We start from the raw sequence: 24,104 nt of genomic DNA, 5'->3' as shown, positions 1-24,104 counted from the left end.
AATATATTAATTATTTTTTTTTGATATAAGAAAACTTCTTTTATTTTCTATTTTAAATAACGGGTTAGGCCGATTCTTATGTGGTTTTATTGAAGATGTGTTTTTCAAGGTTTAATCTGGCGCTTTAAATACAATTTTAGAAGTCGCAAATAAGCTCAATTTCTTCTCTGTTGTGATGTGTTAAATAAGTTTTTTAATTTTCTATAGAGTTTGATTTTTGCAATCATGATAGATTGTGACAGCTATCTATTTAAGGTTTTTATAAGTTTAGTAAGAATAGCTTGATAATAAATCCATTGATTTTTTCATCTTTACGCTTCATAAAAGAATAAGCCTGCACCATCACGCACTTTGTCATTTCCCAATGTTGCGACAGTCCTTGACATGGTTTATAAGAGGAGTAGTCCTTTTTTGTACAGTTTATCCATACGCCAATTTCGCTTATGACGTGCAAGCGAATGGTTTTGATTGATTCAACATACACAGATTTGGAATGAGAGAGTTTTAAGATATTCAGCTCTCTCATTTAATATGAATCATGCTAGATTATAATTATAAATTAATGCGTTATCTATTTTTAAAATCCATGACCTTGGTTGTGTTTGTCAATATTTCATTTTCATTTATCGTCAACTATTCTACTTTTGGATAATAACTCCATTGTAAGGAATACCTTTAAGAAAGCATTCTCGCTTTAAAGAGTCGTTATAGTTTTTTTTGTTTTATAGAAGGATCAATAATGCTAAACGTTATACTTTGATAAAAAAAAAGAAAGTAGATTATGACTATTATACTGAAACCGAGCGAGGTGACGCTTAGTGAGCTTGCAGCTATTTATTTTAATGGTGAAGTGAGTAAACTTCATAATGACACGCATTTAGCTATCGAGAAAGGGGCTCAGCGCATTGCTGAAATTGCTGCTGGAAGTGAGCCTGTGTACGGTATTAATACTGGTTTTGGGAAGTTGGCTTCCATTAAAATTGATGCGGACGATGTCGCTGTTTTACAGAGAAACCTTATTTTGTCCCATTGTTGTGGGGTAGGAGAGCCTTTAGCTGAAAATATTGTGCGTTTGATAATGAGCTTAAAGCTTATCTCTTTAGGAAGAGGGGCTTCAGGAGTTCGTCTAGAATTGGTAAATTTGCTGGAAAATATGCTTGCAAAGGGCGTCATTCCTGTCATCCCTGAAAAAGGGTCTGTTGGTGCTTCAGGTGATCTAGCTCCACTTGCTCACATGGCGGCTGTTATGATGGGAGAAGGAGAAGCATTTTTTCAAAATATTCGTATGAGTGGGGCGGTTGCATTAGAGAAAGCGGGATTGTCCCCTATTATTTTAGAGGCAAAGGAAGGTCTAGCTCTTATTAATGGAACTCAAACATCAACAGCCCTTGCACTTGCTGGTCTTTTTCGAGGTTATCGGGCATTGTGTGGTGGATTGTTGGCAGGGGCTTTGACGACAGATGCTATCATGGGATCAACGGCGCCATTTCATCCTGATATCCATATTTTACGAGGACATTATGGGCAGATTGCTGTATCGAAAACATTAGAAAAGCTTGTAGAGGATTCAGAAATTCGTGCAGCACATTTACGGGGGGATGAGCGTGTACAAGATCCTTATTGTATACGTTGCCAGCCACAGGTCATGGGGGCATGTTTTGATATTTTGCTGGCAGCAGCAAAAACACTGATTATTGAAGCAAATGCTGTTACAGATAATCCATTGATTTTAAGGAATGGTGAAGTTGTATCAGGTGGGAATTTTCATGCTGAACCTGTAGCGTTTGCTGCTGATCAGATTGCTCTTGCTTTATGTGAAATAGGATCTATTTCTCAACGGCGTATTGCTCTTATGGTTGATCCAGCAGTTTCTTATGGACTTCCAGCTTTTTTAGCGCATAATGCGGGTCTTAATTCAGGTTTTATGATTGCTGAAGTAACAGCGGCAGCTTTAATGTCTGAAAATAAGCAAATGGCCCATCCTGCTTCCGTTGATTCAATCCCAACTTCTGCCAATCAAGAAGATCATGTTTCAATGGCTTGCCATGGAGCGCGTCGGTTATTGGTAATGAGCGAAAATCTTTTTACACTTATTGGCATTGAAACGCTTGTTGCAGCACAAGGAATTGAATATCGTGCACCTTTAAAAACAAGTACTTTTTTGCAATCCGTTATAGAATGTCTACGAAAAAATGTTGCTTCTCTTAAGGAAGATCGCTATCTGGCTCCAGATCTTCATCAAGCACATATACTTGTGCGTGAAGGGCACTTATTATCTGTTTTACCAGAAACAATTTTTCCTTCATTAAGTTTTCAATAGTATTTGTTTGAAGGTCAATGCTGAAGGGCGGATATTGAATTTTAAAACTTTCTCATATGAAAATATAGAGGAGCGATACAATATTTGAATTATTTAATAAATCATATATTTATTACTGTATATATCTGATTTTTGTAGTTAACTAGATATTATGTTATTTTATAGAAACTATAAACTTAAAGCACCTATATTTTCTGATTTATATCAGAAATTTTAATATAAGTTAAATAATATCCACGAATTATATATTCGTGATATTATATTTCTATAAATATAAATATAAATTATAATATATGTATTGTATCGAGTAAAAATAAAAGTTTTATTTTATATTATTCTTATTTGTTAATACTTTATGAATTTTATAGTTTATTTTTGATATTTAAAATAAAAAAGGAGAAAGGAATGTTTAAAAGTGCTAAATTATGTGTTTCAATAACAGTTCTTTTTTTCTCTCAAATTCTTGAGATTCATGCAAATTTTAGGAGAGGTAGCTTTCCAGAGGAAGTTTTCATTATGATAGTGGCCCAAGAGAAAGAGCCTCTTATTTCAGCGAAAAACAAAGATTTTATTGCTATATCAGGGCAAATTCCCAGAGGTAAGGAGAACGCTATCATCGGACCAACAATCAAAGATGCTCTTTTTACCGTATATTTTTTTTTTCATTGGAAAGCTTGTCGTTAAGGCAGCTGGAGTCCTTAAAAGATGGGTTGTAGATACACTTTCTCATACTTTTGAAAACTTGCGAGATTCGTATTATCATTAATTGAGCTATTCAATTGGCGTAAAAAGTTTTTTTATAAGCTCAAAGAGAGTTGGCTTAAAGTAACAAAAAATTAATTGTATGCATAGTTAATGTGTTTGTTATGAATTTTTAGGCTTCTATTTCAGTGCACTGAAATAGAAGCCTAAAAGTTTAGATTACATTAAGGTTAATTTTCTCTGTAAAAAACTAGAGAATACGAAATGAATTAAATGACAATTATGAAAAAATTCATTATCACTTTATTTGAATAAAATAATACGAAATTGTAGGCTATAAAAGCTGAATAATTCGCAATAAAAGTATTTTTTCATTGTTTAGAGCAAAGTGTTGGACTGGCTGGTCTTCGATGTTTTTTGAAATATATTTGTGAAAGAAACATGAGGCTTTATTTCTCATAGAGCTGTTATCGTGGTGTGGATTGTCAGCATTTCAAAAAGTAAGGAAAGAAATGGCAATAAATGAACTGAAAAGAGGGATGAGTAAGCGCCAAGTTATTTTTTTAGCTCTTGGTTCTGCTATTGGAACAGGTCTTTTTTATGGGTCTGCACAGGCAATTAAGCTTGCGGGTCCCAGTGTTTTGATTGCCTATTGTATTGCTGGTTTAGCTATTTTTATGGTTATGCGGGCTCTAGGAGAGATGATACTTCATAATCCATTGCCTGGTTCTTTTGCTCGTTATGCGGCAAATTACATATCACCATTAGCAGGTTTTTTAACGGGATGGACATATGTATTTGAGATGATTCTTGTTGGTTTGGCTGATATTACAGCTTTTGCGACTTATATGGGGTTTTGGTATCCTGATGTTGCTCCTTGGGTATGGGCACTGAGTATTACATTAATCATCACAGGTATTAATTTAGCGGCTGTAGAAGTCTATGGTGAACTAGAGTTTTGGCTATCTTCTATTAAAGTTATCGCTATCATTGCGATGATTATTTTAGGAATAGCAATTATTTTTTGGGGGTGGGGTGAAGGTGCAGATTTTTCTACCGTTACTGTTCATAATTTATGGAAAAATGGTGGACTTTTTCCCAATGGTTGGTTTGGTTTTTTAGCTTGCTTTAGTGTTGTTGTTTTTGCTTTTGGTGGCATAGAAATCATTGGCATGGCAGTTATGGAAGTTCAAAACCCTCATCAAACGATTTCAAAGGCAATTAATTCTACTCCAGTTCGTATTTTGCTTTTTTACGTCATGACGTTAGCTATTTTAATGTCTCTTTATCCTTGGAATGAGATTGGTCTCATGGATAGCCCTTTTGTATCCATTTTTGAAAATCTTGGGATTTCATATGCAGCAAATATTTTAAATATTGTTGTTGTTACAGCGGCTATTTCAGCAATGAATAGTGGAATGTATGGTGCTTGTCGTATGATCCATGGTTTATCGCAGGAAGGTTATGCTTTAAAAAAGTTTCAATATTTATCAAAAAACGGTATACCAGTTTTTGTTATTTTGATGATCTTCGGTATTTTTCTTCTTGGTGCTGTCCTTAATTATTTTTATCATGAAAAGCTTTTTTTTCTTATTGCTGCAATGGCAACATTTGCGACAGTTTTTGTTTGGATGATGATTCTACTTTCACAATTTTTTATGCGAATTAAGATGCCTAAAGAAGCTCAGAATGGTTTAAAATTTCCCATTCCATTTTGGCCAATAGGATCGATTTTTTCTATTTTATTTATGGTTTTTATTTTTATTCTCCTATGGTATTTTGATGAGACACGACCAGTTTTAATTATAGGTGTTATTTGGATTGCTTGGCTTGTTATTTGTTTCTATGCACTTAAACTTTATAATTTTAAGCAAAAGAAGCTGAATAAAATGTGAATAGAGAAAAAACTCAAAACAAATAGCTGATGTCATCAGGAGAACAGGTGTTTGATTGTTTTCTCTAAAGGTTAGAACAATCTAGATTGAAAAATCTGCTCGTTATTATTTTGCTTTGGAAGTTTTTGTGAACCATTGTTTACGGTAACGACAAAATCATATAAATATTAGGCGTTTTTTTGATGGTGAGCTGTGCCATCAATATAAGTCTTTCAGGTTAAAATGCCTAACAGTGCAAATAGATTTTACCAGATACATGATTATAGGCAGATATCTTTTTCTAAACGTATTAATGAAGTTCTGTTTCACGAAAGAAGTTATTGTAAGAATTGTTTTTTAGCTCTTTAAAAAATTGGTTGTTTAAATTTTGTTGTTTAGAAAATTACTATTGCTTTTAGAAGCGAAGATAAAGTTCTTTATGTATTTTTTCTCAAAGAGGATTGGCGTTGGTAGAAAATAGTGGATAACAAAGTTACATGAGGCATTGTATCATTGTTTTTACAAAAACTTTAATAAACAGCAGCAAGGTATTACAATAAAATCTCATAGAAGAGTAAATTAAAGAGAACAATGAACGTGTGACAGTTTTACGATTCTTATTGCTCTCACAAGAGGAAGGATCAAACTTATTTTTTAATATTGATACAAGAGTAATTTTTATCACAAGTGGAGGCGGACAAAATGCACTCCGCAACTGTATTTCGGTGCAAAATTATTCGATATTACCATAAAAGGCGCTCAAGAACACTACAACCAGCAAAAAAATCATCGGAAAGTGGCTTTTTACACGAGAAATCTTCCAATAGCTCTGAACACACACAACAACAATTCTCTCTATCCTTGAGGCAACAGGCAATGTTGATATGGATGTACAATGAGATGCTACGATTATTGCTTCTCATCTGATTTCTGGTCAAGATATCAATGTAATGGGGGAAAGTATGACGATTGTTGGCATGACAGACCATCATAGCAGCCATTCACAGACGCATGAAACAGGTTTTGATGGGAATAAATTTGACTTTGTAAGCAGAATTATTGGCGGTAATGGCTATACCTACGAAACGATACCTGCTGGCAGTAACGTTTGGATAGAATGGTAGAGAGTGGCTACAAATCCCATAAATCCCCATACCTGTCTTGGAGATGCGGGTCCAAAATGCCAAAAATTTTATGGCACATCTCATTTAGAACAAAAGCCTTGAATTAGATCATGGAGTAAAAAATGAAACACATCGTAAAATTATTAAGTGCTGTAACTTTGTTAAGTATAGCTGGATGTCAGTTTAATAAGCCTCCTTCAGGATATTTGACTGCTTGGGAAAAACCAGGAGCAGATTTTACAGAGATAGGAAAAGGCTTGTTAGAATGTGGTATGCCAACTCCTTATGATGTCGATCCAGAAAACAGAAAGCAGAGCATCAATGCAAAAGCAACAACTTATGCTTGCATGCTTCAATCAGGTTTCCGCTATAAAGATGAAGAGGTAGCAAGAGCGGGTGGACCATGTTATACTTTTAGAGCCGAAAACTTGCCGATTTGTCGTTCAGGCGCAGTCATCCCGAGGCGCAGTGTCAAGAAGCGCTTGAACAGCCCTTTTTGTAAAAAATATAAAAATGCACCTGAATGCAAACCTTAAGTCTTGCTGTTTGTGACGATCACAATCCCTACCTTCATGTTTCTCATACCCGTACGCGGGGGGCTTAATTCAGCATGTCAATGCTATTTATTTATGGGTACCACAACTGTTGGCGCAATAATATGAAATATCTATTTTGGTTATAATCAAAATATTGATAATAATTATAAGCATATCGTTGATAGATAGATGATTTTAGTAATAATTTTACCGTATTTTTGATATAATAATTATGGCATAATCTTCGGAAAGATAAAAATAATATAGGTTGATAATGTTCATCATTGTTTTGGAAATAAAAAACAGCATGTAAAATAATTTATAGATTGTTTCGTAATATCAAAATTACTCAAGGATAGGAAAATGAAGCAGATTTTAAAATTATTAAGCGGGATAACCTTATTTGTTATGGCTGGATGCTACCCTGAGCAGCCTTCTCGAACAGCTGTAGATGCATGGGAAAAATCAGGTGCTGATCAGCTTGAGATCAAAAAAGCTCTGTTAGAATGTGGAATACAGCATCTTGATGGTCGTCTTGATACAGAAACAAGTACTGATGAGAAATTCAATGCTGAGGAGTCTGTGAATGCATGTATGATCCAAGCAGGTTTCCAAGATAAATTGGGAAGAATGAAGTGGTGTGAGAAATATAAAAATCTTCCAATTTGTCAGCCTGATGCAGTTATTCCTCAGCGAAGTGTAGAGAGGCGTTTGAATAGTCCTCATTGTGAAGAGCATAAAGAACAACCTGAATGTCAACCTTAAGTATTGAGGCTGCTGTAATCAAAAATCCTTCCATTCTTGTTTTTGCATGGGGGGTGGGATTGTTTCTTCAATATCTATATGCTAACAAAAGTCATCTTGCGTGTGAGAAAATATTAGAAGACTTATCAGTCTTTCTATCGTAAATATTGACGGAGGGGGAAATGAAAAAAACATTGAAATTATTGATTGCTATAATTTTATTAAGCTCTGCTGGGTGTATTAGCAAACCTCCCCCATCGACGTTAGAATTATGGGAAAAGTCTGGTGTCAGTAAGTCTATGGTCCAACAAGCACTGTCAAAATGTGGTTGGAAACCAATCTACGCTTCTTCTAAAAATATGGATTCGCGTGCAAGTGATTTTGCAGCAGTTTATGAGTGCATGACTAAAGCAGGTTATCGGTACAAATTACAAGATTCAAAGGGAATCTATTTTTCATCAACGCCGCGAAGTGATTCATTTTTAGTCAATTTAATGGTAGCAGGGTATCAGCAGGTTATGGACAATGATACTTTTGGTGTAACCAATTCGACACAACAAGAGCGAGATTTGATGTTACGTTTTGAAAATGATAAAAAGCGCCAGAAAATAAAAAAAGCTTTGCACAAGTGATCATCAACAGTAGAACGTTAATTTTTAAAGCAATAATTAAATAAAAATATTAAACGGGAGAAGAGAGAAATATAGCTCTTTTGTCTCTAATGTAGTTATATTCATCAGCTACGAGATTGGCAATAGTGTTGTTGTCAGATGATGCTAGCGGAGGATAGTGAGTTGTTGTTTAGAGAAATTTATTCAATATAAAGAATGGCAAATAATAGCTTTGCTAAAATATCTTCTTTAACGATAATAAACAGATAGCTTTCATAGAGCTAATTTTGATGAAATTTTATTTTGGTGTTTTTTAAGTTCAGAATGGTGAGTGTTTTACTGTATTTTAGATTTTATCAAAAGATCTAAAATATTACATTTATTAATTCAAATCATTGATGATAGGGTATTAGGAGAAGTTTTTTATTTATTCAAATTTCTTTGTTAGATATCTAGCATTTTTAATATAGAAATTGTGTACATTAGCTTATACATTAGTGTGCAATTTCTTGTTTTTTTGTTGTAGTTGAAGAGATGATGCGGTTATAGATTTCGTATACTGTATCTTTTTGTTCTGTGTTTTATTAAAACGTTTTAATCGTTTAATCTTAGAAGTTATTCTCATTTTGTTGTATTTTTATTTTTTGGTGGTGAGATAAATTGAATATTATATCTCTTCAAAATTCGCATTTTTTTACGTTTTTTTAAGATTGGTTTTTTGGCCTTTTGTAATTACAGTTTCCAGCGGTTTTTGAGATGCATTCTTTAAAGGGATTTTCATCCTAAATGGTATTTTTAAACTTTTTGTTCTTTCTTTACATAAAACACAAAACATATTATTGAATGCTATGATTTTATCATGAAAAATAAAATAATTTTGTTTGTTTTATTCTTGTTGTGTTTAATTTGTGGTTTATTTTTTTGCCAGCATTTTTTGTTTTTGTTGAAAAAAGAAAGTTTTGAAAAACAATGATAATCAAGGTATCTAACAATCACTTGTATTCGTGCGTTTTTACAGCAGCTATTTTTTCTTTTTTGTTAAATATAAATATTGAGGCACATTCTCATTCATATACATCACTGTCATGTGACAAAAACAAATTACCTTATGAATGCAGTGATGGTTCAAAGCATACAATTAGTGATAAAGTATATAAATTCACGGCGCCTGTTAAAGAAACGAATGGGGAGGATTGTTCTCTCATGTTACCTGCTGCTATAGTAGTGCAGGAGCCAAATACAGTTATTCAGGCAACGCGTGTAGAGGTTGAAGGGACTGCGGGTATAGAAGATATTTATGGTGTTTTTGTATCACGAGGGGGAAAAATTGTTTTGAGCGATTCAGCTTTTAAAAATGTATCAATAGGTCTTAAAGCTGATAATGGAATGATTGAGGTTGATCGTGGAACAATTGAGGCTTTTCAGATTGCTGCTTATGCAGAGAAGCGAGGAGCATCTGTTACGTTAACGAATACAAAAATTAAAGTGGAAGGTTTGGGTATCGGTCAAGAGAGTGCTCTTTTCGTTAGTGCTGATGCGGGTATTCAGATGAAAAGTGGATTTATTGATGTGAATGATGCTGCTGCGCTTTATGTGGGGAGAGGGGGGAGTGCGACTTTAGATGGTGTTACCATTGCTTCAAAATATCAAAAAACAGAAGACAAAGAAAATACAAATGAAAAAATTACACATACAGTTTTCAATGTAAAACATCAGGGTTCTGTTTATGTAAAAAATACGAATATTATTTCTACGGATGTTCATGTTTTAACAGTTGGACAAGATTCTAACACGCCATCCAATAACGGCAGGGAAGGAAATATTTTAATTTCGCGGGTTAATATTGAAGATTCAACAATTAAAGCAATAGGTAACAAACATGGTATGTATTTTGAGAGGGATGAGGAAAATGATGCGTATGAACAGGGGCTTGTCTTTTTGAAAAGGACGATTTTTGAGGTTCCAGATGGGACAGCTGTTCATAGTCATAACAGTCGTATTTATATTGGAGTAACAGAAGGTACAAAAATTTTTGGTGACTTATTATTAACAGCTGAAAAAGGGGGAAGTGTAGCGATTTTGGCTAATTCTTCTTCATTGATAGGAGGGACTCGTGTTGCCGATGATTCTATTGCTGAGCTTTATTTAACAGGGGGATCAAAATGGTTTTTGACAAAAAGAAGAGAGATCGATTTGCAAGTTGCAAACCGTACAAGTTCGTCTATTTCATTTGTGAAAGTTTCTGATAGTTTTATTGCTTTTGAGACTCCAATGTTTCAGGAGTATCAGACACTTCATATTGGGAAGGGAGAAAAAGAAGTTTATAGTGCGCAAGATAGGGCAGATATTTATCTCAATACGCATCTCAGTAGTGATGGTTTGCTCGATAATACAAAAACTGATCGGCTTTTAATACATGGTGATGTTTCTGGAAAAACAACAGTTTATGTGCAATTTTTTGCAGAAAATCAGGGTGAGATAGCAACCGGTGAAAATGCTCATAGTATTTCACTTATTCAGGTTTCTGGAAAAGCGGCAGAGGATTCTTTTCAGTTAAATCGTGCTTATATCGCATTAGAGGGTTTGCCTTACCAATATTATCTTCATGCTTATGGTCCAGCTTCTGCTCTTGGAAATGCACAAACTTCTCAAAGATTGGTTGAAGGAGATGGAGATTTTTGGGATTTCCGCCTTGAAAGTAAATATATTCAGCCTGCTTTAGAGGTGCCTGCTATTCCCCCTTCTGAGTTAAAGGTCAGAGAGGTTGTTCCACAAGTTCCGACCTATCTTTTGTTACCAAATGCGTTGTTTCATGTTGGGCTCATGGATATTAGTCATCAACAAAAGCAGTTGCAAGTTAGGCGGTCTATTCCTCGTAAATTATTAAAAGTTGAAGGGAACTTTGCTTTATCTGTCCACGGTTATGGTGGGAGTTATCGTTATGTCTCAGATCTTTCTACACTTAAATATGGGTACGATGGTCATGTTGATTATAACGCTATAAAAACAGATATTTTGCTCAAAACAATAGAGCGTGCATATAGTACGACATCTTTTGGGATTATGGGAACCTATGGAAAGCTTTCCTTACAACCTCATAACGTGGAACAAAGTCAAAAGAGTACATTTAATAAATGGTCATTTACGGCATATGCTAGTGTGAAACATTACACTGATTTTTATATAGATAGTTTTTTATCTTATGGTTTGTTTAAAGGGGATGTGCGTAGCCGTGTTTGGGGTAAGACGGCGACATTAAAAGCAAATCCTTTGAACGTGTCGTTTTCTGCTGGTAAAGTGTCTATGACAGGATATAAAGATCTTATTTTTGATCCGCAACTTCAGCTTATTTATCAACATCTTCAATTTGATAAGTTTCGTGATATTGATGGATTTGATGTTGAGATGAAAAAAATAGATCAATGGTTTATGCGTGTTGGTGGGCGTTTAAGTAAAACATTTACAGCCTCTGAAAAGGATCGTATCATTTCTTTTTATGGCAATATTCATCTTGCTCATTGTTTTGGTAAAGAACAATTTGTTCATTTTAAAGATGTTTTTCAGTTGAGTTCTTTTGGTTCTTCCTTAGAAGTTGGCTTGGGTGTCAATTCACAGTTTTCTTCTAAAGTTACACTTCACAGTGATCTTAGCTATCAGCATAGGTTAACCAAGGCTGGTTTTTCTGGAGTTCGTTTTTCTGGTGGATTGCGCTATCATTTTTAAGCAATCTTTTTAAAAATAATAAATGTGATTTTCGAAGTCTTGTTCTACTATCGGAATTAAAACCATTGTTTGTGCAGAATTTTTTAATAATGGTACCATGTGCTTTAATAAATATGAAAATATCATGTTGATTTATTTTTATCTGCTATAGCATTTCTCAAATGCTTTAAAAAATTTGTCCATCTGATAAACAGATTAAAATGAGAAAATCCTACAATATCGGGGTTCTTATTCAATATGAATAAAGATAAATTATCATTATAAATCAATGTTTTGCCATATGATGCTTAAGGTGTCATCGAGCCATTTGTGATAATTGCGTGCTTCTTCGTTTGAGTTATGAACAGAGAAAATAAAACCAGGATATCCACCAAATGCTGGTGGAGGTGGTGAAAGATGATTGGTTTCAAAGAAAATGATAGTTCTGGCGGTTTGAGGATGCTGTGCAACCTTATCGAGACCTAAAAATCCAGAAAACCGTCCATGACCACGAAGAGGAATAATATAATTTGCCGCCACTTTTTCAGCTGGAAGTATATCGGGAAGGTCTAAGTTTTTTTCAGCTAAAGCGGTATTCATACATAGTTTTGCAAATGAAATCCCTGTACTTTGCTCAACAATAAAATGGGAGACACCCGATCCACCTATACGAGCGCCAATCTCAATGATATAAGGTAAATTATGAGCATCTAGGCGTAGCTCTACATGGGCAGCACCTATATTTATACCAAGAGCTTTAACTCCAGAGCATGCAGCCTCACATAAAGCAATAATTAAAGGATCATCTATATCACAGCGTTGACGATAAATTGTTTCTTCAAACCATGGTCCCTCAGGCTGTCCCTTGTCTCCAATGGCCAGAACGTGTACACCTGCTGTATCAACAAAGCATTCTACGACAAACTCTTTTCCTGGCAAATACTGTTCTACTACTAAACCTACAGGTTTATTTTTATCATTAAAACGTGCCATGTCTTTATGCTGAACATTCCATACGGCTTTAATGAGATCAGGAAGTTCGGCGGAATTTTTAGCTAACATTACGCCTGTACTTGCCCATCCAGAGACGGGTTTAATAACGAGTGGATAATCCAAGGCTTGTGTTTGTGATAGGTCTTCTGGATGATCTATATAAAAGAATCCTGGTGTTCTTAAGCCTGCTTTAGCGAAAGCTTGACGCATGAGATATTTATTTCTGGTTAATGCTGCTACTTCTGGTTCAATACTTGGAGTATTGATTTTTTTTGCAGCCAAAGCTGTCCATAGGATGGCTTCTTCGCGAAGGGTCATAACCCCAGAAATATTGCGTTCTTTTGCTTCCGTTGCAAAAGTGTCTAGAGCTGCCTCTGGGTTATCAAAAACAGGAAGTTGCCAAGTTGAAGTTACTGCTGCGGGGTGTTGAGAGGGAACGCTTTCAGCGGTATCATAGATCATTACTAATTCGATATTAGCTGCTTGTGCTGCTTCAAATATAAATGGTAATTTTGCATTGCGCTGGCAAACTAACGCGAGTTTTTTCATTTTGTTTCCTCATTAAATTTGGAGTTTTGAGAATGGCGTTTATGTTGCCATGTAGATACCTTTGATGCATCTATAAATAAGAGTGTCATCCCTATAACAACTACAATCATAGCAATTATTTTGATCATATTGAGAGAAGGGCTCGAGCCGATTATCCATTCACATGCAATCACTGCAAAAGGGGATAATACGCCGATAGTGTTGGCGTATAATACGCCTCCTTCGGCTAAAACTTTTTGATATAATACGTAAACTGGTGCCGAGCAAACAGTTCCTAAAATCAATATTTTAAATATATCTTCTAACTTAAGATAGAAGAGTGGGGCAGGATCAAAAATAAATAATGGCATAAATGATGCTACAGAAATTGTCGTGATCCAAGCCAGTGAGGTGAGCAAAGGTAGATTTTTAAGATAACGTTTAGACAATAAGCCATAAGCAGAATAAGAAAGTGCTGCTGTTAAGGCAAGCACTACTCCTATCAGGTTATAATATCCACCTTCTCCACTATTTATATTGAATACTACAGCTGCTACACTGACAATTATCACTCCACTAAGCTTCAGCCATGAGAATTTAAGGACATTTGTCAATGCACCTAATATATAAGTAATTCCTGGAATAGTAGCGAGCACCATGGTTAAATCACTGGCTTTGAGCGATTTTAATGCACCAAAGCTGCATACAAAATACAGCGAAAATCCTAACACTGAGAGAATTAAAAAAGAAGGTATCATGGAAAGCAATGGTAGGGATCTGAAAACAGCTTTCTCACGAAATATTGCAATCAGCCATAAGGTGGCAGCGGTGGCAAACAACCTAAGTCCAACTGCATGCATGACGGGTATATTGCTAACCAAATTCTTAGATAATAACCAACTTATGGAAAACAATGCTAGAATGGCAAAAGTAAATAATAGTAACCGTCCTTTTATAAAACTCAATGATTTAATCCTCTAATCACTCGCTGTGCATAAGATGATGTTGAAAAATTAAATCGTGACTTTGAGGTCTGTGGTTTTCCAAGATTATTTTGGATATAATCTTTAGCTCCTGCCAAATAAGCGTCATCATCTAATGCTTCAAGTGCTTCTATATCTGCTATCATCAATATTATTACTTTTTCAAGACGCTCCAAATCAAATTGAAGATAACCTTGATTTGTTTCAATCAATGCTTTGTTCCGCATCAATATTTCAAAAAGCAAGATCCCTGTACCAGCATCGAATGTCATATGCTGATCAGAATCTTTTGGATAACGAAATATACGTTCTAATAGGATAAATTCAGTTATTTCTTTCCAAAATTTTGGATGATTTTGTAGCATAATACGCACTGTAATTAAATCAACTTTAGTTTCTTCTAGAAGACCTGTAAACCAATTTAATTTTATATACAGATTTTTATCCAATGGCCGCGGTCCGGTATGATGTGCATAGTCATGATAATAGCCCCACAAACAGCGAGCATCGTAAATGTCTTCTTTAGATAAGTTACGACTATGCAATTGACCGAACAGGAATTTACTATCTCGACCGAGTAAACGTTCAGCTTCCACAATTGTTTGCTTGTTGTAAATATCAAAGAATTTACTGAAAAAAAACAAAGCAAATGCTTGCTTATCAATTTTTTGAGCAGCTGCTACAGATTCTGGGAATAGAACAATGCAATTGCCTTCTAAAAAACCTCTTGATGCTATTCCCATTTTTATACATTGAAATGGTGATACATAATTATTTGTATATTTTGAGGCGTCAGCAAGATAGGCCGTTTCATGACGATATCCTGTAACTAATTCCAGCCGGAATCCTTCTGGATCAGGTCCATTTGTTGCACGCATTGGAGCCAAGAAAAACAAGGGCGCATCTGGTAATGGGGCTTTGAAAGCAGCCAAAGTGTTATCAAATTTAGGAGGGGTCGTTAAACCGCTGATCATCCACTGAAGAAGATCATCAGAAATGATCGCTAAAAGTTTTGGAGATAATCCATCAAGAATATTAGCATGGTGGTTCAGCAGAGTGATCAATTTATTAATCATATTACTATCTGCTGAAGTTGGTTCCTTAATGCTCCCATTTCGTTCTTGGCGCATACGGAATTTGTCAACTAAGTTAACAATGGAAAGAAGCGCTTCAGATTTTTTCATGATGAGTTGACTTTAGTGAGTGGAGCAAAAAGTCCATTGGCACTTGTCCAAAATTTTCGACAATACTCAGCCTATAGCGATTTGCCGCAACCGATGTTGTGATACAAGCATCGGCTTTTTCAGCCTTACAAAGAACGGCTGCATCAGCATTGCTGTTGGCAAATACTTTGTCATATTGATGAGCTACCAGAGATTGTGGGGCAGGATGAGTCGCTACGGTTTTAATTTCATCAGCGTTATTGCGTTTAGCTAAAACCATAGAGTGAGTAGGCATGATAAAGCTGTCAAATAATTGCATATCACCTAAACGGGTAAATATGAGTGTATGCAAATCAGGGTAAGCAGCACAGCTTAAGAGATATCCATCCTTTTTCTGAGCAAGTTCATTAAATGCTTCTTCAAGAGTTGCGTATAAGATAATACGGGATCTCGAGTCAGTGGACAAAATATTTTTATTGTGATTATCAAGCCACCACTGTGCTGCTGCTGCACAGTTAGTATCTGCAGGGCCAAGTGTATAGATAAAAGTATTATTTTCAGATTGCATGATCTCTATTCTTTTAATTATGCGACTAAATTTAAATTAGTGTGATATGATAGAGTATATCAAGAACAATGCGTTAAGTAATTTAGTGCTTTATAAAATAATGTATATATGAAAGAAAATTTACAATTATAATTTTGTCTGTTCATTATTCTATCATGCCGTAAAACAGCGTCGTTTAGGGGAGTAATTGAGCAGGAAAAATTCTATGCAGGGTATTTATTGGATATGTTAGAGAATTATTGGAATGGTTAAGCGAAGGTGAATGACACGTAAACCGCACTGCTCTATCATTTTTTGGATGAGCAGCGTTTTTGAATCTGTTCATATTGATAATACTATTATAGGTGAATAATAAGCAAATTGGTAAGGCGTGAACATCTTTGCCATAAAACTCAATATATTTAACTTCTTAATTAAGATAATACTTTTAGAAATTGTTTTACTATTATGATTGTATTAAATATATAAAAGGCAATCATCATTGTCTTGTTTGTAAAAGAAACATGAAATATAACTCTTAAATCAGATTGAGATTGGCAAGATTTTTTTCTTCTTTGGAATCGTTAAGAAGGTCAGATTAAACCTTATTCAAGCTACAGAACCTAAAGAAACAGTCGTTTTTTTTGAAAAGATCAGAGGTAAACAAATATGCGTGAGATTTTGGATCATGTTGATATGCCATTGAATAAGAAGAGTTCTGTTCAAAAGGTTCAAAATCTTTCATGCCAATCACACCCAAAACGGTTTTATAAGCAAGTGAAGATCGCTTGTGAGGAGGCCGGCTTTACGATTTTGTTGGATGAACGTCCCGTAAAAACGCCCGCAAGGCGTCATTTTCATGTGCCAACAGAAGTGTTTGCTGAATATGTTGCTCAGGAATTTGAGAACCAAAAGCACGTTGTTGATCCTGCAAAAATGCCGATGACGCGTTTGGTTAATACTGTTATTGATGGTATCGCTGATGATATGCAGGTGGTTTTTGAAGATTTATTGCGTTTCGTTGCATGTGATATGATCTTTTATCGTGCACAGACACCTAAAGAGTTGGTGCAAAAACAATCTGAGCAATGGGATCCTTTATTAGATTGGGCAGAAAAAAAACTGGGTGCAAGGTTTTATTTGACAGAAGGGCTGATGCATGTGGAACAATCACCAGAAGCACTTCAAGCTGTGAGTCATTATTTACGTAGCGTTGAGTCTGCTTATATGCTTGCTGCACTTCATATGATGACAACATTAACGGGATCTGCTCTCATTGCTCTTGCTGTTGCTGCGGGAAACATTGATGCTGATCATGCTTGGTCTATTGCCCATTTAGATGAAGATTGGATGATGGAGCAATGGGGAACGGATAAAGAAACAATAGCACGCCGTTCTCATAAAAAAGTTGAATTTAATGCTGCTGCTACAATTGTTACAACTTGTTTATAGGGGAAAATCTTTTATTTACGTGCATTCTTTTCGCTCAGAGTATTTTTGTGACTTTTTGAGGATTGGTTTTTACTTTATCAAGTCCAGGAAATAGTTCATTGGTTATGGTTAAGAGCGCTTCGTCATTACCACGGATAAAATACCATTGGTTATCGTGAAGTAGGGCAATAATTTCAGTTTGAATAGAGCATTTTTTTCCAGCATTTGTTGTGGTTACAAGCTCCACGGGTATAACAAAATAAGGGGTACCATTATCAAGGGTACCTTCACGTTTTTGTTTTTGATCAATGTTGATCGTTTCAATCTTGTAACTTTCTGCCAACCGTTCTATTTGGCTTTTCATGATTTGTAGAAATTGCGATTGATTAAGATTTTTTTTGGCGGTTAAGCGGTTGATGACTTGGGGAGGAATAGCATTTAAGATGGCATTTGCATCGGCATTTTTAAGTGCTTTACTATAAGCAGATGTTGCTTTTTCAAGAGTTGTAAGTTTTTGGTTGGTTATTGTATGTGCTTTAGTTGTTGATGTGATAAAGACAATGCATAAAAGAACGGAAACGAGAAAACAAATTCGCGGCATTAGAAACCTTTGTTAATTCATTTGAAGAGATTCAACACATTATAAAGGAAAAGCGGATGAGCAAAAAGCCTCTTGCGCTTTTGCATGAGAAGAATATCCACAAAAATGGAGGCTTTTGCCTCCACTTTAAAAATCAAAAGAATACGTATTAATTGTTTAAACAGAATAGTACATATCAAATTCAACAGGATGGGGTGTTGTTTCGTAACGCAAGACTTCTTGCATCTTTACTTGAATGAAGGAATTAATCTGATCATCATCAAAAACGTCGCCAGCTTTAAGAAAGCCACGATCTTTGTCAAGTGCTTCAAGCGCTTCACGCAGGCTTCCTGAAACAGTAGGGATTTCTTTAAGTTCCTTTAAGGGAAGATCATAAAGATCTTTATCCATAGCATGTCCGGGATGAATTTTGTTTTTGATACCGTCAAGACCAGCCATTAAAAGGGCTGCAAATGCCAAATAGGGATTTGCTGTTGGGTCTGGAAAACGAACTTCTACGCGTTTTGAATTTGGTGAGGAGCTCATTGGAATACGGCAAGATGCAGAACGATTACGTGCTGAATAGGCAAGAAGAACAGGAGCTTCATAACCAGGAACCAAACGTTTATAGGAGTTTGTAGATGGGTTGGTAAAAGCATTTATTGCTTTTGCGTGCTTAATAACACCACCGATAAAAAACAGACAGGTTTCTGATAGTCCAGCATATTCATTTCCTGCAAAAATGGGTTTGCCATCTTTCCAAATGGAAATGTGGACATGCATTCCAGAGCCGTTATCACCAAAAACTGGTTTTGGCATGAAGGTTGCTGTTTTCCCATAACTGTTTGCTATTTGATGTACAACATATTTAAAAATTTGCATCTTGTCAGCCTCGCGAACAAGTGTATCAAAACGAATACCCAATTCATGTTGGCCCGCTGCTACTTCGTGATGGTGTTTTTCGACCTGTACACCCATATCTTTGAGTGCTGTGAGCATTTCAGAACGCATATCTTGGCAGGAATCAATCGGCGGAACAGGAAGGTAGCCTCCCTTTATTCGTGGGCGATGCCCTAGATTTCCTGTTTCATATTCCGTATCATCATTAGAGGGAAGTTCACTTGAATCGAGTTTAAACCCTGTGTTGTAAGGGTCCGTTTTATAGCGCACATCATCAAAGATAAAAAACTCTGCTTCTGGACCCACATTGATTGTATCTCCAATGTTTAAAGATTTCATATACACCTCAGCCCTTTTGGCGATAGAACGAGGATCTCTACGATAAAACTCACCAGAGACAGGATCAAGTACATCACAAAATATGACCAAAGTAGATTGAGCAAAAAAAGGATCAATATGTGCTGTTGCTGGATCTGGCATTAAAACCATGTCAGATTCATTAATTGTTTTCCAACCAGCAATTGAAGAACCATCAAACATGACACCATCACTAAAAGTATCCTCGCTGATCTCTGCGATATCCATTGTAATGTGATGCAATTTTCCTCGTGGATCAGTAAAACGTAAATCAACAAAACGGATTTCGTTGTCTGTAATCTGTTTGATAATATCTGATGCGGTTGTCATATTCAATTTCCTTAATATGGCGTTGAGGTGGATAAAAAAGTGAATTTTCCTGTTATTTATTAAAGGGCATCGATACCGGTTTCGTCTGTGCCTATACGAATTGCATCATCAATGGAAAAGACAAATATCTTTCCATCCCCTATATGTTTGGTTTGAGCTGCTTTACGTATTGCATCAACAGTTTGTTCCAGTTTTTCATCGGACACAACAATTTCAATCTTTACTTTAGGTAGAAAGTCAACAACATATTTCGTACCACGATAAAGTTCTGTATGTTCCCTTTGACGACCAAAACCTTTCGCTTCTGTTACTGTAATACCATGTAACCCAATTTTTTGAAGCGCTTCTTTCACTTCATCAAGTTTGAAAGGTTTTATAATGGCTTCAATTTTTTTCATGCTGAAATTATCTCCAACGTTATTTTGTCTTTTTAGACTGCATCACATTATATTGACAACTGTAAGATGTCCAACAGATACTTTGTGCACAAAAAGTCGAAAATAATGACACTCTATGCTCTGTTAGGAGAGTTTCTTTTGTAGAATACAGCCAAATACTGTTTTTTGGGAAAAAAACTTACAATTCTTATACAGAATTCAAATAATATAATAAAAGAGTTTTGTTTCTTTTTTATTAGATAATATCTTGACTTATAAGGATAATTAGACGCTCTCCACATTGAATGAGAAACTCTAATAGCGTAAGATTTTCTCATTTTAGATCTTTTTATCGTCAATCAATCAAAACGATACTTTTATATATCATAAATAGTTATGAGTGTGTGGATAACAACATTTGAAAAAAGAAATAAAATGCTTTTTATGAAAGCTTTCGATAATTAAAGGCTTTACAATATTAGGGAGTAGGGAAGACAAATATTGGAAAAGAGTGTGATGATGCCGATTCATAAATGTAAAGATGGTGGTGTATAATAATGAGTTTATCATTATAGCATTCATAGGAGCCGTTGTGAAATGGGCTTGAGAGCATTGAGAAATGTTTCTTTAAAACAGATGTGGGAATTGGCAACGCAAATATATTCCGTTTGGGGCGTTTTGTTCCTTCGTGAGGAATGTGATCTTCATTAAGGAACGCGATAAATAAAAGTGTGAAGCAATGGCAATCTTCATTATAAGATATTGCTGTGGATGCCTTGGAAAATCATAAAGATAAATTAAAAGGAAATGGAAATATAGAAATTTATTTATACCCTTAAAACTTCATATTCTTCCCAGTTTAGGTTGTCTGGTCGTTTCAGGTATAAACAAAACAGAGAATAAATACGCAATTATGTGCGCGTTCCTATTTGGCAATACGACAACTGAAACAGCTTATAAAGCGCTAAATTGTTTTTAGTCTTTGCTTCAAACGTGTTGCACCACTGGAATTAGGTGTTGGTTTACAGGTAATAATAAAAGTACAGGCTTTGTTAGTATGCTGTATTTTACAATAGAAAGCGTTTCTAAGAATTGGAATTATAGAGAGATGGGCGCAGTAAAACATGTTTTAGAAATTTTCCCGTATAGGAAGCGGGAACCTTAATGATGTCTTCAGGGCGTCCAATTGCAACAATTTCACCACCGCGATCTCCACCTTCTGGTCCTAAATCAATAATCCAGTCGGCTGTCTTTATAACATCAAGGTTATGTTCAATGACTATAACTGTGTTGCCTTGCTCGACTAGTTCGTGAAGCACTTCAAGAAGTTTGGAAATATCATGAAAATGTAAACCTGTTGTCGGTTCATCCAAAATATAGAGTGTACGTCCCGTTGTTTTACGAGAAAGTTCTTTCGCAAGTTTTACACGTTGTGCTTCCCCACCAGAAAGTGTGGTTGCTTGCTGTCCTACTTTTATGTAACCCAATCCTACTTTAATGAGAGTTTCCATTTTATTATGAATAGCGGGAATAGCTTGGAAAAATTCCTCTGCCTTTTCAATTGTCATATCCAAAATATCGGCTATAGACTGTCCTTTGAATTTTATTTCTAGTGTTTCTCGGTTATAGCGTTTTCCTTTACAGACATCGCAAGTAACATAGACATCAGGTAAAAAGTGCATTTCAATTTTGATGACTCCATCACCTTGACATGCTTCGCACCGTCCTCCTTTAACATTAAATGAAAAACGCCCAGCTTTGTAACCGCGGGCTTTTGATTCTGGAAGATCGGCAAACCACTCACGAATCGGTGTAAAAGCACCTGTATAGGTTGCGGGATTAGAGCGTGGGGTGCGTCCAATAGGAGACTGGTTGATATCGATGACTTTATCAAGAAATTCTAATCCTTCAATTTTGTCATAGCTGGCAGGGCTGTGATGAGAGCCCATGATATGATGTGATGCTGCTTTGAAAAGCGTTTCAATAAGAAATGTTGATTTTCCTCCTCCAGAAACACCAGTTATGCATGTGAAGGTTCCAAGAGGAATATTCGCATTGATATTTTTGAGGTTATTGCCTTTGGCGCCGATGATTTTAAGTGTTTTCGTTTTTGATATTTTGCGTCGCTCTGTCGGCATTTTAACAGCCATTTTTCCTGAAAGGTATTGGCCTGTGAGAGAGGCTGAATTTTCTATAATTTCCTGCGGTGTTCCTTGCGCTATGATTTCTCCACCATGAACGCCTGCGGCAGGCCCCATATCGACAACATAGTCTGCTGTGAGAATAGCATCTTCATCATGTTCAACAACAATAACTGTATTGCCAAGATTACGCAAATGGCGCAGCATTTCCAACAGGCGTTCATTATCGCGTTGGTGTAAACCGATAGATGGTTCATCTAAAATATAAAGAACGCCTGTAAGACCAGAACCAATTTGGGATGCCAACCGAATGCGTTGGCTTTCTCCCCCTGAAAGCGTTCCTGAATTTCGAGACAAGGTAAGATATTCCAATCCTACATGATTTAAAAAAGCCAAGCGTTCACGAATTTCTTTTAAAATACGTACGGCGATATTACGTTGTTTTTTTGTGAGATATTGATGAACATTGGCAAACCAATCATCTGCCTTTAGAATAGAAAGATCTGATATTTGCCCAATATGCATTCCGTTTATTTTTACAGCAAGTGCCTCTGGTTTTAAACGATAACCGTGACAAGCTGGGCAGGGCGAAGAAGACATATAACGTTCGATTTCTTCTCGAGACCAAGCAGAATCGGTTTCTTTCCAGCGTCTCTCCATATTAGGGATGATTCCTTCAAAGGGTTGGGTCGTTTTATGCGAACCAGAATTATTTTTATAGATAAAAGAAATTTCATCTCTTTTTGTACCGTAGAGAATAGCCTGTTGTGCTTCATTAGAGAGTTCACACCATTGATCTGTGAGTTTGAAACCGTAAGCTTTTCCTAATGCTTCTAAGGTTTGTTTATAGTAAAGTGAATCTGACTTAGCCCAAGGGGCAATGGCGCCATTCTTGAGGGTAAGATTTTTATTGGGCACAATTTTCAGTGGATCCATTGCTTTTTTTATGCCCAGTCCATCGCAGAGAGGACAGGCGCCAAAAGGATTATTGAACGAAAAAAGGCGTGGTTCAATTTCAGGAATAGAAAAACCCGATACAGGGCAGGAAAACTTTTCTGAAAAAATGAGCCGTTTGTGTGTATCATTTTTTGATTTATGAGCAGATTCCTTTGTCGTTTCTTTTTGTGCTAAGGGGTGGTCTGCCATTTCAGCTATGGCAAGCCCATTTGCTAGCTGTAAACAGGTTTCTATACTATCAGCCAAGCGAGAGGTGATATCCTTCTGTACAACAATGCGGTCTACCACGACATCGATGTCGTGTTTATATTTTTTATCAAGAGGTGGAATATCAGCGATTTCATAGAATTTTCCATCAACTTTAGCGCGTTGAAATCCTCTTTTTAAAAGTTCTGTTAGCTCTTTTTTATATTCTCCCTTTCGTCCTCGCACTAAGGGTGCCATAATAAAAATTCGCGTTCCTTCTGGTAAGGCCATAATTTGATCCACCATTTGGCTTACTGTCTGGCTTTCAATAGGAAGTCCTGTTGCAGGAGAATGAGGAATACCAATACGTGCAAAGAGAAGACGCATGTAATCGTGGATTTCAGTAACGGTACCTACCGTTGAACGAGGGTTGCGACTGGTTGTTTTTTGTTCAATGGAGATAGCTGGAGAGAGACCGTCTATGCGGTCGACATCGGGTTTTTGCATGACTTCCAAAAATTGGCGTGCATAGGCTGAAAGGCTTTCGACATAGCGGCGTTGTCCTTCAGCGTAAATTGTATCAAACGCTAAGGATGATTTCCCTGATCCAGAAAGTCCTGTTATAACAATGAGTTTATCACGAGGCAGATCGAGATCAATATTTTTAAGGTTATGCTCACGTGCACCGCGAATGGAGATATATTTTTGATGAGTCATACTTTATCCTTGGCATATGTGGCAAAAATTGAGCACCTAAAATGGAATAAAACTGTTTTTTTAGAATTATAATGTGTTTAACTGCTTTAATGCAAAAGGAAGGTATAAGTTTTGTGAAAAAAATACAAATGAGCAGCTTTTTATTCTCTCGTGGTCGAATAAACTATGCGTTTTTATCATCTTTTGTTATAATTACACTGAATACAATATTGGTAAAGGATAGCAATACCCATATTGATAGTCAATTGCGACATGTAAATTGAAGGTCAAGATGGTTATAACTGTTATAGAACAGAGTATT

Annotated in this window: 17 protein-coding genes; 9 read left to right on the top strand and 8 right to left on the bottom strand. The window is 35.9% G+C overall.

Features of this window, described 5'->3' with window-relative positions; all coding sequences use genetic code 11:
* Positions 1–781: 781 nt before the first annotated feature.
* The 8 genes from hutH to ACFIMS_RS09490 all read left to right on the top strand — a co-directional run bounded on the left by hutH (position 782) and on the right by ACFIMS_RS09490 (position 11,634).
* Positions 782–2,320: a histidine ammonia-lyase gene (gene hutH / locus ACFIMS_RS09525; protein WP_375696694.1), complete on the top strand. Its 1,539-nt coding sequence runs from the start codon at positions 782–784 to the stop codon at positions 2,318–2,320.
* A 405-nt stretch (positions 2,321–2,725) separates the two neighbouring features.
* On the top strand, positions 2,726–3,004 hold the full coding sequence (locus ACFIMS_RS09520) for a hypothetical protein (RefSeq protein ID WP_375696693.1): 279 nt from the start codon (positions 2,726–2,728) through the stop codon (positions 3,002–3,004).
* Between the two features lie 530 nt (positions 3,005–3,534).
* Positions 3,535–4,917, top strand: a complete 1,383-nt coding sequence (locus ACFIMS_RS09515; protein ID WP_375613124.1) for an amino acid permease — start codon at positions 3,535–3,537, stop codon at positions 4,915–4,917.
* Between the two features lie 941 nt (positions 4,918–5,858).
* Entirely contained in the window at positions 5,859–6,020 is a 162-nt protein-coding gene (locus ACFIMS_RS09510; RefSeq protein ID WP_375613123.1) for a hypothetical protein, read from the top strand.
* Between the two features lie 122 nt (positions 6,021–6,142).
* Complete coding sequence (locus ACFIMS_RS09505) at positions 6,143–6,556, top strand: hypothetical protein (protein ID WP_375613122.1); 414 nt, start codon at positions 6,143–6,145, stop codon at positions 6,554–6,556.
* 363 nt (positions 6,557–6,919) lie between these two features.
* Positions 6,920–7,321 (top strand): hypothetical protein, encoded by a 402-nt coding sequence (locus tag ACFIMS_RS09500; RefSeq protein ID WP_375613121.1) that lies wholly within the window; start codon positions 6,920–6,922, stop codon positions 7,319–7,321.
* 161 nt (positions 7,322–7,482) lie between these two features.
* Positions 7,483–7,932, top strand: coding sequence for a hypothetical protein (locus tag ACFIMS_RS09495; protein WP_375611505.1), 450 nt, complete (start codon positions 7,483–7,485; stop codon positions 7,930–7,932).
* Between the two features lie 948 nt (positions 7,933–8,880).
* On the top strand, positions 8,881–11,634 hold the full coding sequence (locus ACFIMS_RS09490) for an autotransporter outer membrane beta-barrel domain-containing protein (RefSeq protein WP_375681393.1): 2,754 nt from the start codon (positions 8,881–8,883) through the stop codon (positions 11,632–11,634).
* 258 nt (positions 11,635–11,892) lie between these two features.
* Here ACFIMS_RS09490 and ACFIMS_RS09485 read toward each other — a convergent pair whose 3' ends face one another.
* Genes ACFIMS_RS09485 through ACFIMS_RS09470 form a run of 4 tightly spaced genes read right to left on the bottom strand, consistent with a single transcriptional unit; the run spans position 11,893 to position 15,848 of the window.
* Entirely contained in the window at positions 11,893–13,155 is a 1,263-nt protein-coding gene (locus ACFIMS_RS09485) for an acetyl-CoA carboxylase biotin carboxylase subunit family protein (RefSeq protein WP_375681394.1), read from the bottom strand.
* Positions 13,152–14,099 (bottom strand): DMT family transporter, encoded by a 948-nt coding sequence (locus tag ACFIMS_RS09480; RefSeq protein WP_375681395.1) that lies wholly within the window; start codon positions 14,097–14,099, stop codon positions 13,152–13,154. The genes ACFIMS_RS09485 and ACFIMS_RS09480 overlap by 4 nt, the downstream gene beginning before the upstream one ends.
* The gene (locus ACFIMS_RS09475; RefSeq protein WP_375696692.1) at positions 14,096–15,301 is read right to left on the bottom strand and encodes a DUF6421 family protein; all 1,206 of its coding nucleotides are present in this window, start codon (positions 15,299–15,301) and stop codon (positions 14,096–14,098) included. The genes ACFIMS_RS09480 and ACFIMS_RS09475 overlap by 4 nt, the downstream gene beginning before the upstream one ends.
* Positions 15,288–15,848: a prephenate dehydratase domain-containing protein gene (locus ACFIMS_RS09470; RefSeq protein WP_375696691.1), complete on the bottom strand. Its 561-nt coding sequence runs from the start codon at positions 15,846–15,848 to the stop codon at positions 15,288–15,290. Before ACFIMS_RS09470 ends, ACFIMS_RS09475 begins: the two co-directional genes overlap by 14 nt.
* Positions 15,849–16,496: 648 nt before the next feature.
* Here ACFIMS_RS09470 and ACFIMS_RS09465 point away from each other — a divergent pair.
* Positions 16,497–17,279 carry an ATP12 family chaperone protein gene (locus tag ACFIMS_RS09465; RefSeq protein WP_375686139.1) on the top strand — a complete coding sequence of 261 codons (783 nt, stop codon included), beginning with the start codon at positions 16,497–16,499 and terminating at the stop codon, positions 17,277–17,279.
* A gap of 34 nt (positions 17,280–17,313) precedes the next feature.
* Here the strand turns inward: ACFIMS_RS09465 and ACFIMS_RS09460 are convergent, their stop codons facing one another.
* The 4 genes from ACFIMS_RS09460 to uvrA form a co-directional block, all read right to left on the bottom strand.
* Positions 17,314–17,859 carry a hypothetical protein gene (locus ACFIMS_RS09460; RefSeq protein ID WP_375611513.1) on the bottom strand — a complete coding sequence of 182 codons (546 nt, stop codon included), beginning with the start codon at positions 17,857–17,859 and terminating at the stop codon, positions 17,314–17,316.
* Positions 17,860–18,015: 156 nt separating this feature from the next.
* Positions 18,016–19,425 carry a type I glutamate--ammonia ligase gene (gene glnA / locus ACFIMS_RS09455; RefSeq protein ID WP_375611514.1) on the bottom strand — a complete coding sequence of 470 codons (1,410 nt, stop codon included), beginning with the start codon at positions 19,423–19,425 and terminating at the stop codon, positions 18,016–18,018.
* Between the two features lie 59 nt (positions 19,426–19,484).
* Positions 19,485–19,823, bottom strand: a complete 339-nt coding sequence (locus ACFIMS_RS09450) for a P-II family nitrogen regulator (RefSeq protein WP_015856528.1) — start codon at positions 19,821–19,823, stop codon at positions 19,485–19,487.
* A 1,064-nt stretch (positions 19,824–20,887) separates the two neighbouring features.
* Positions 20,888–23,803: an excinuclease ABC subunit UvrA gene (gene uvrA, locus ACFIMS_RS09445; RefSeq protein ID WP_375611515.1), complete on the bottom strand. Its 2,916-nt coding sequence runs from the start codon at positions 23,801–23,803 to the stop codon at positions 20,888–20,890.
* Between the last annotated feature and the right edge of the window lie 301 nt (positions 23,804–24,104).

Source organism: Bartonella sp. AP331QHHD (genome assembly GCF_042195905.1).
Taxonomy (GTDB): domain Bacteria; phylum Pseudomonadota; class Alphaproteobacteria; order Rhizobiales; family Rhizobiaceae; genus Bartonella.
Note: the sequence above shows the minus strand (reverse complement) of the source record. Positions and strands in the feature narration are given on the sequence as shown.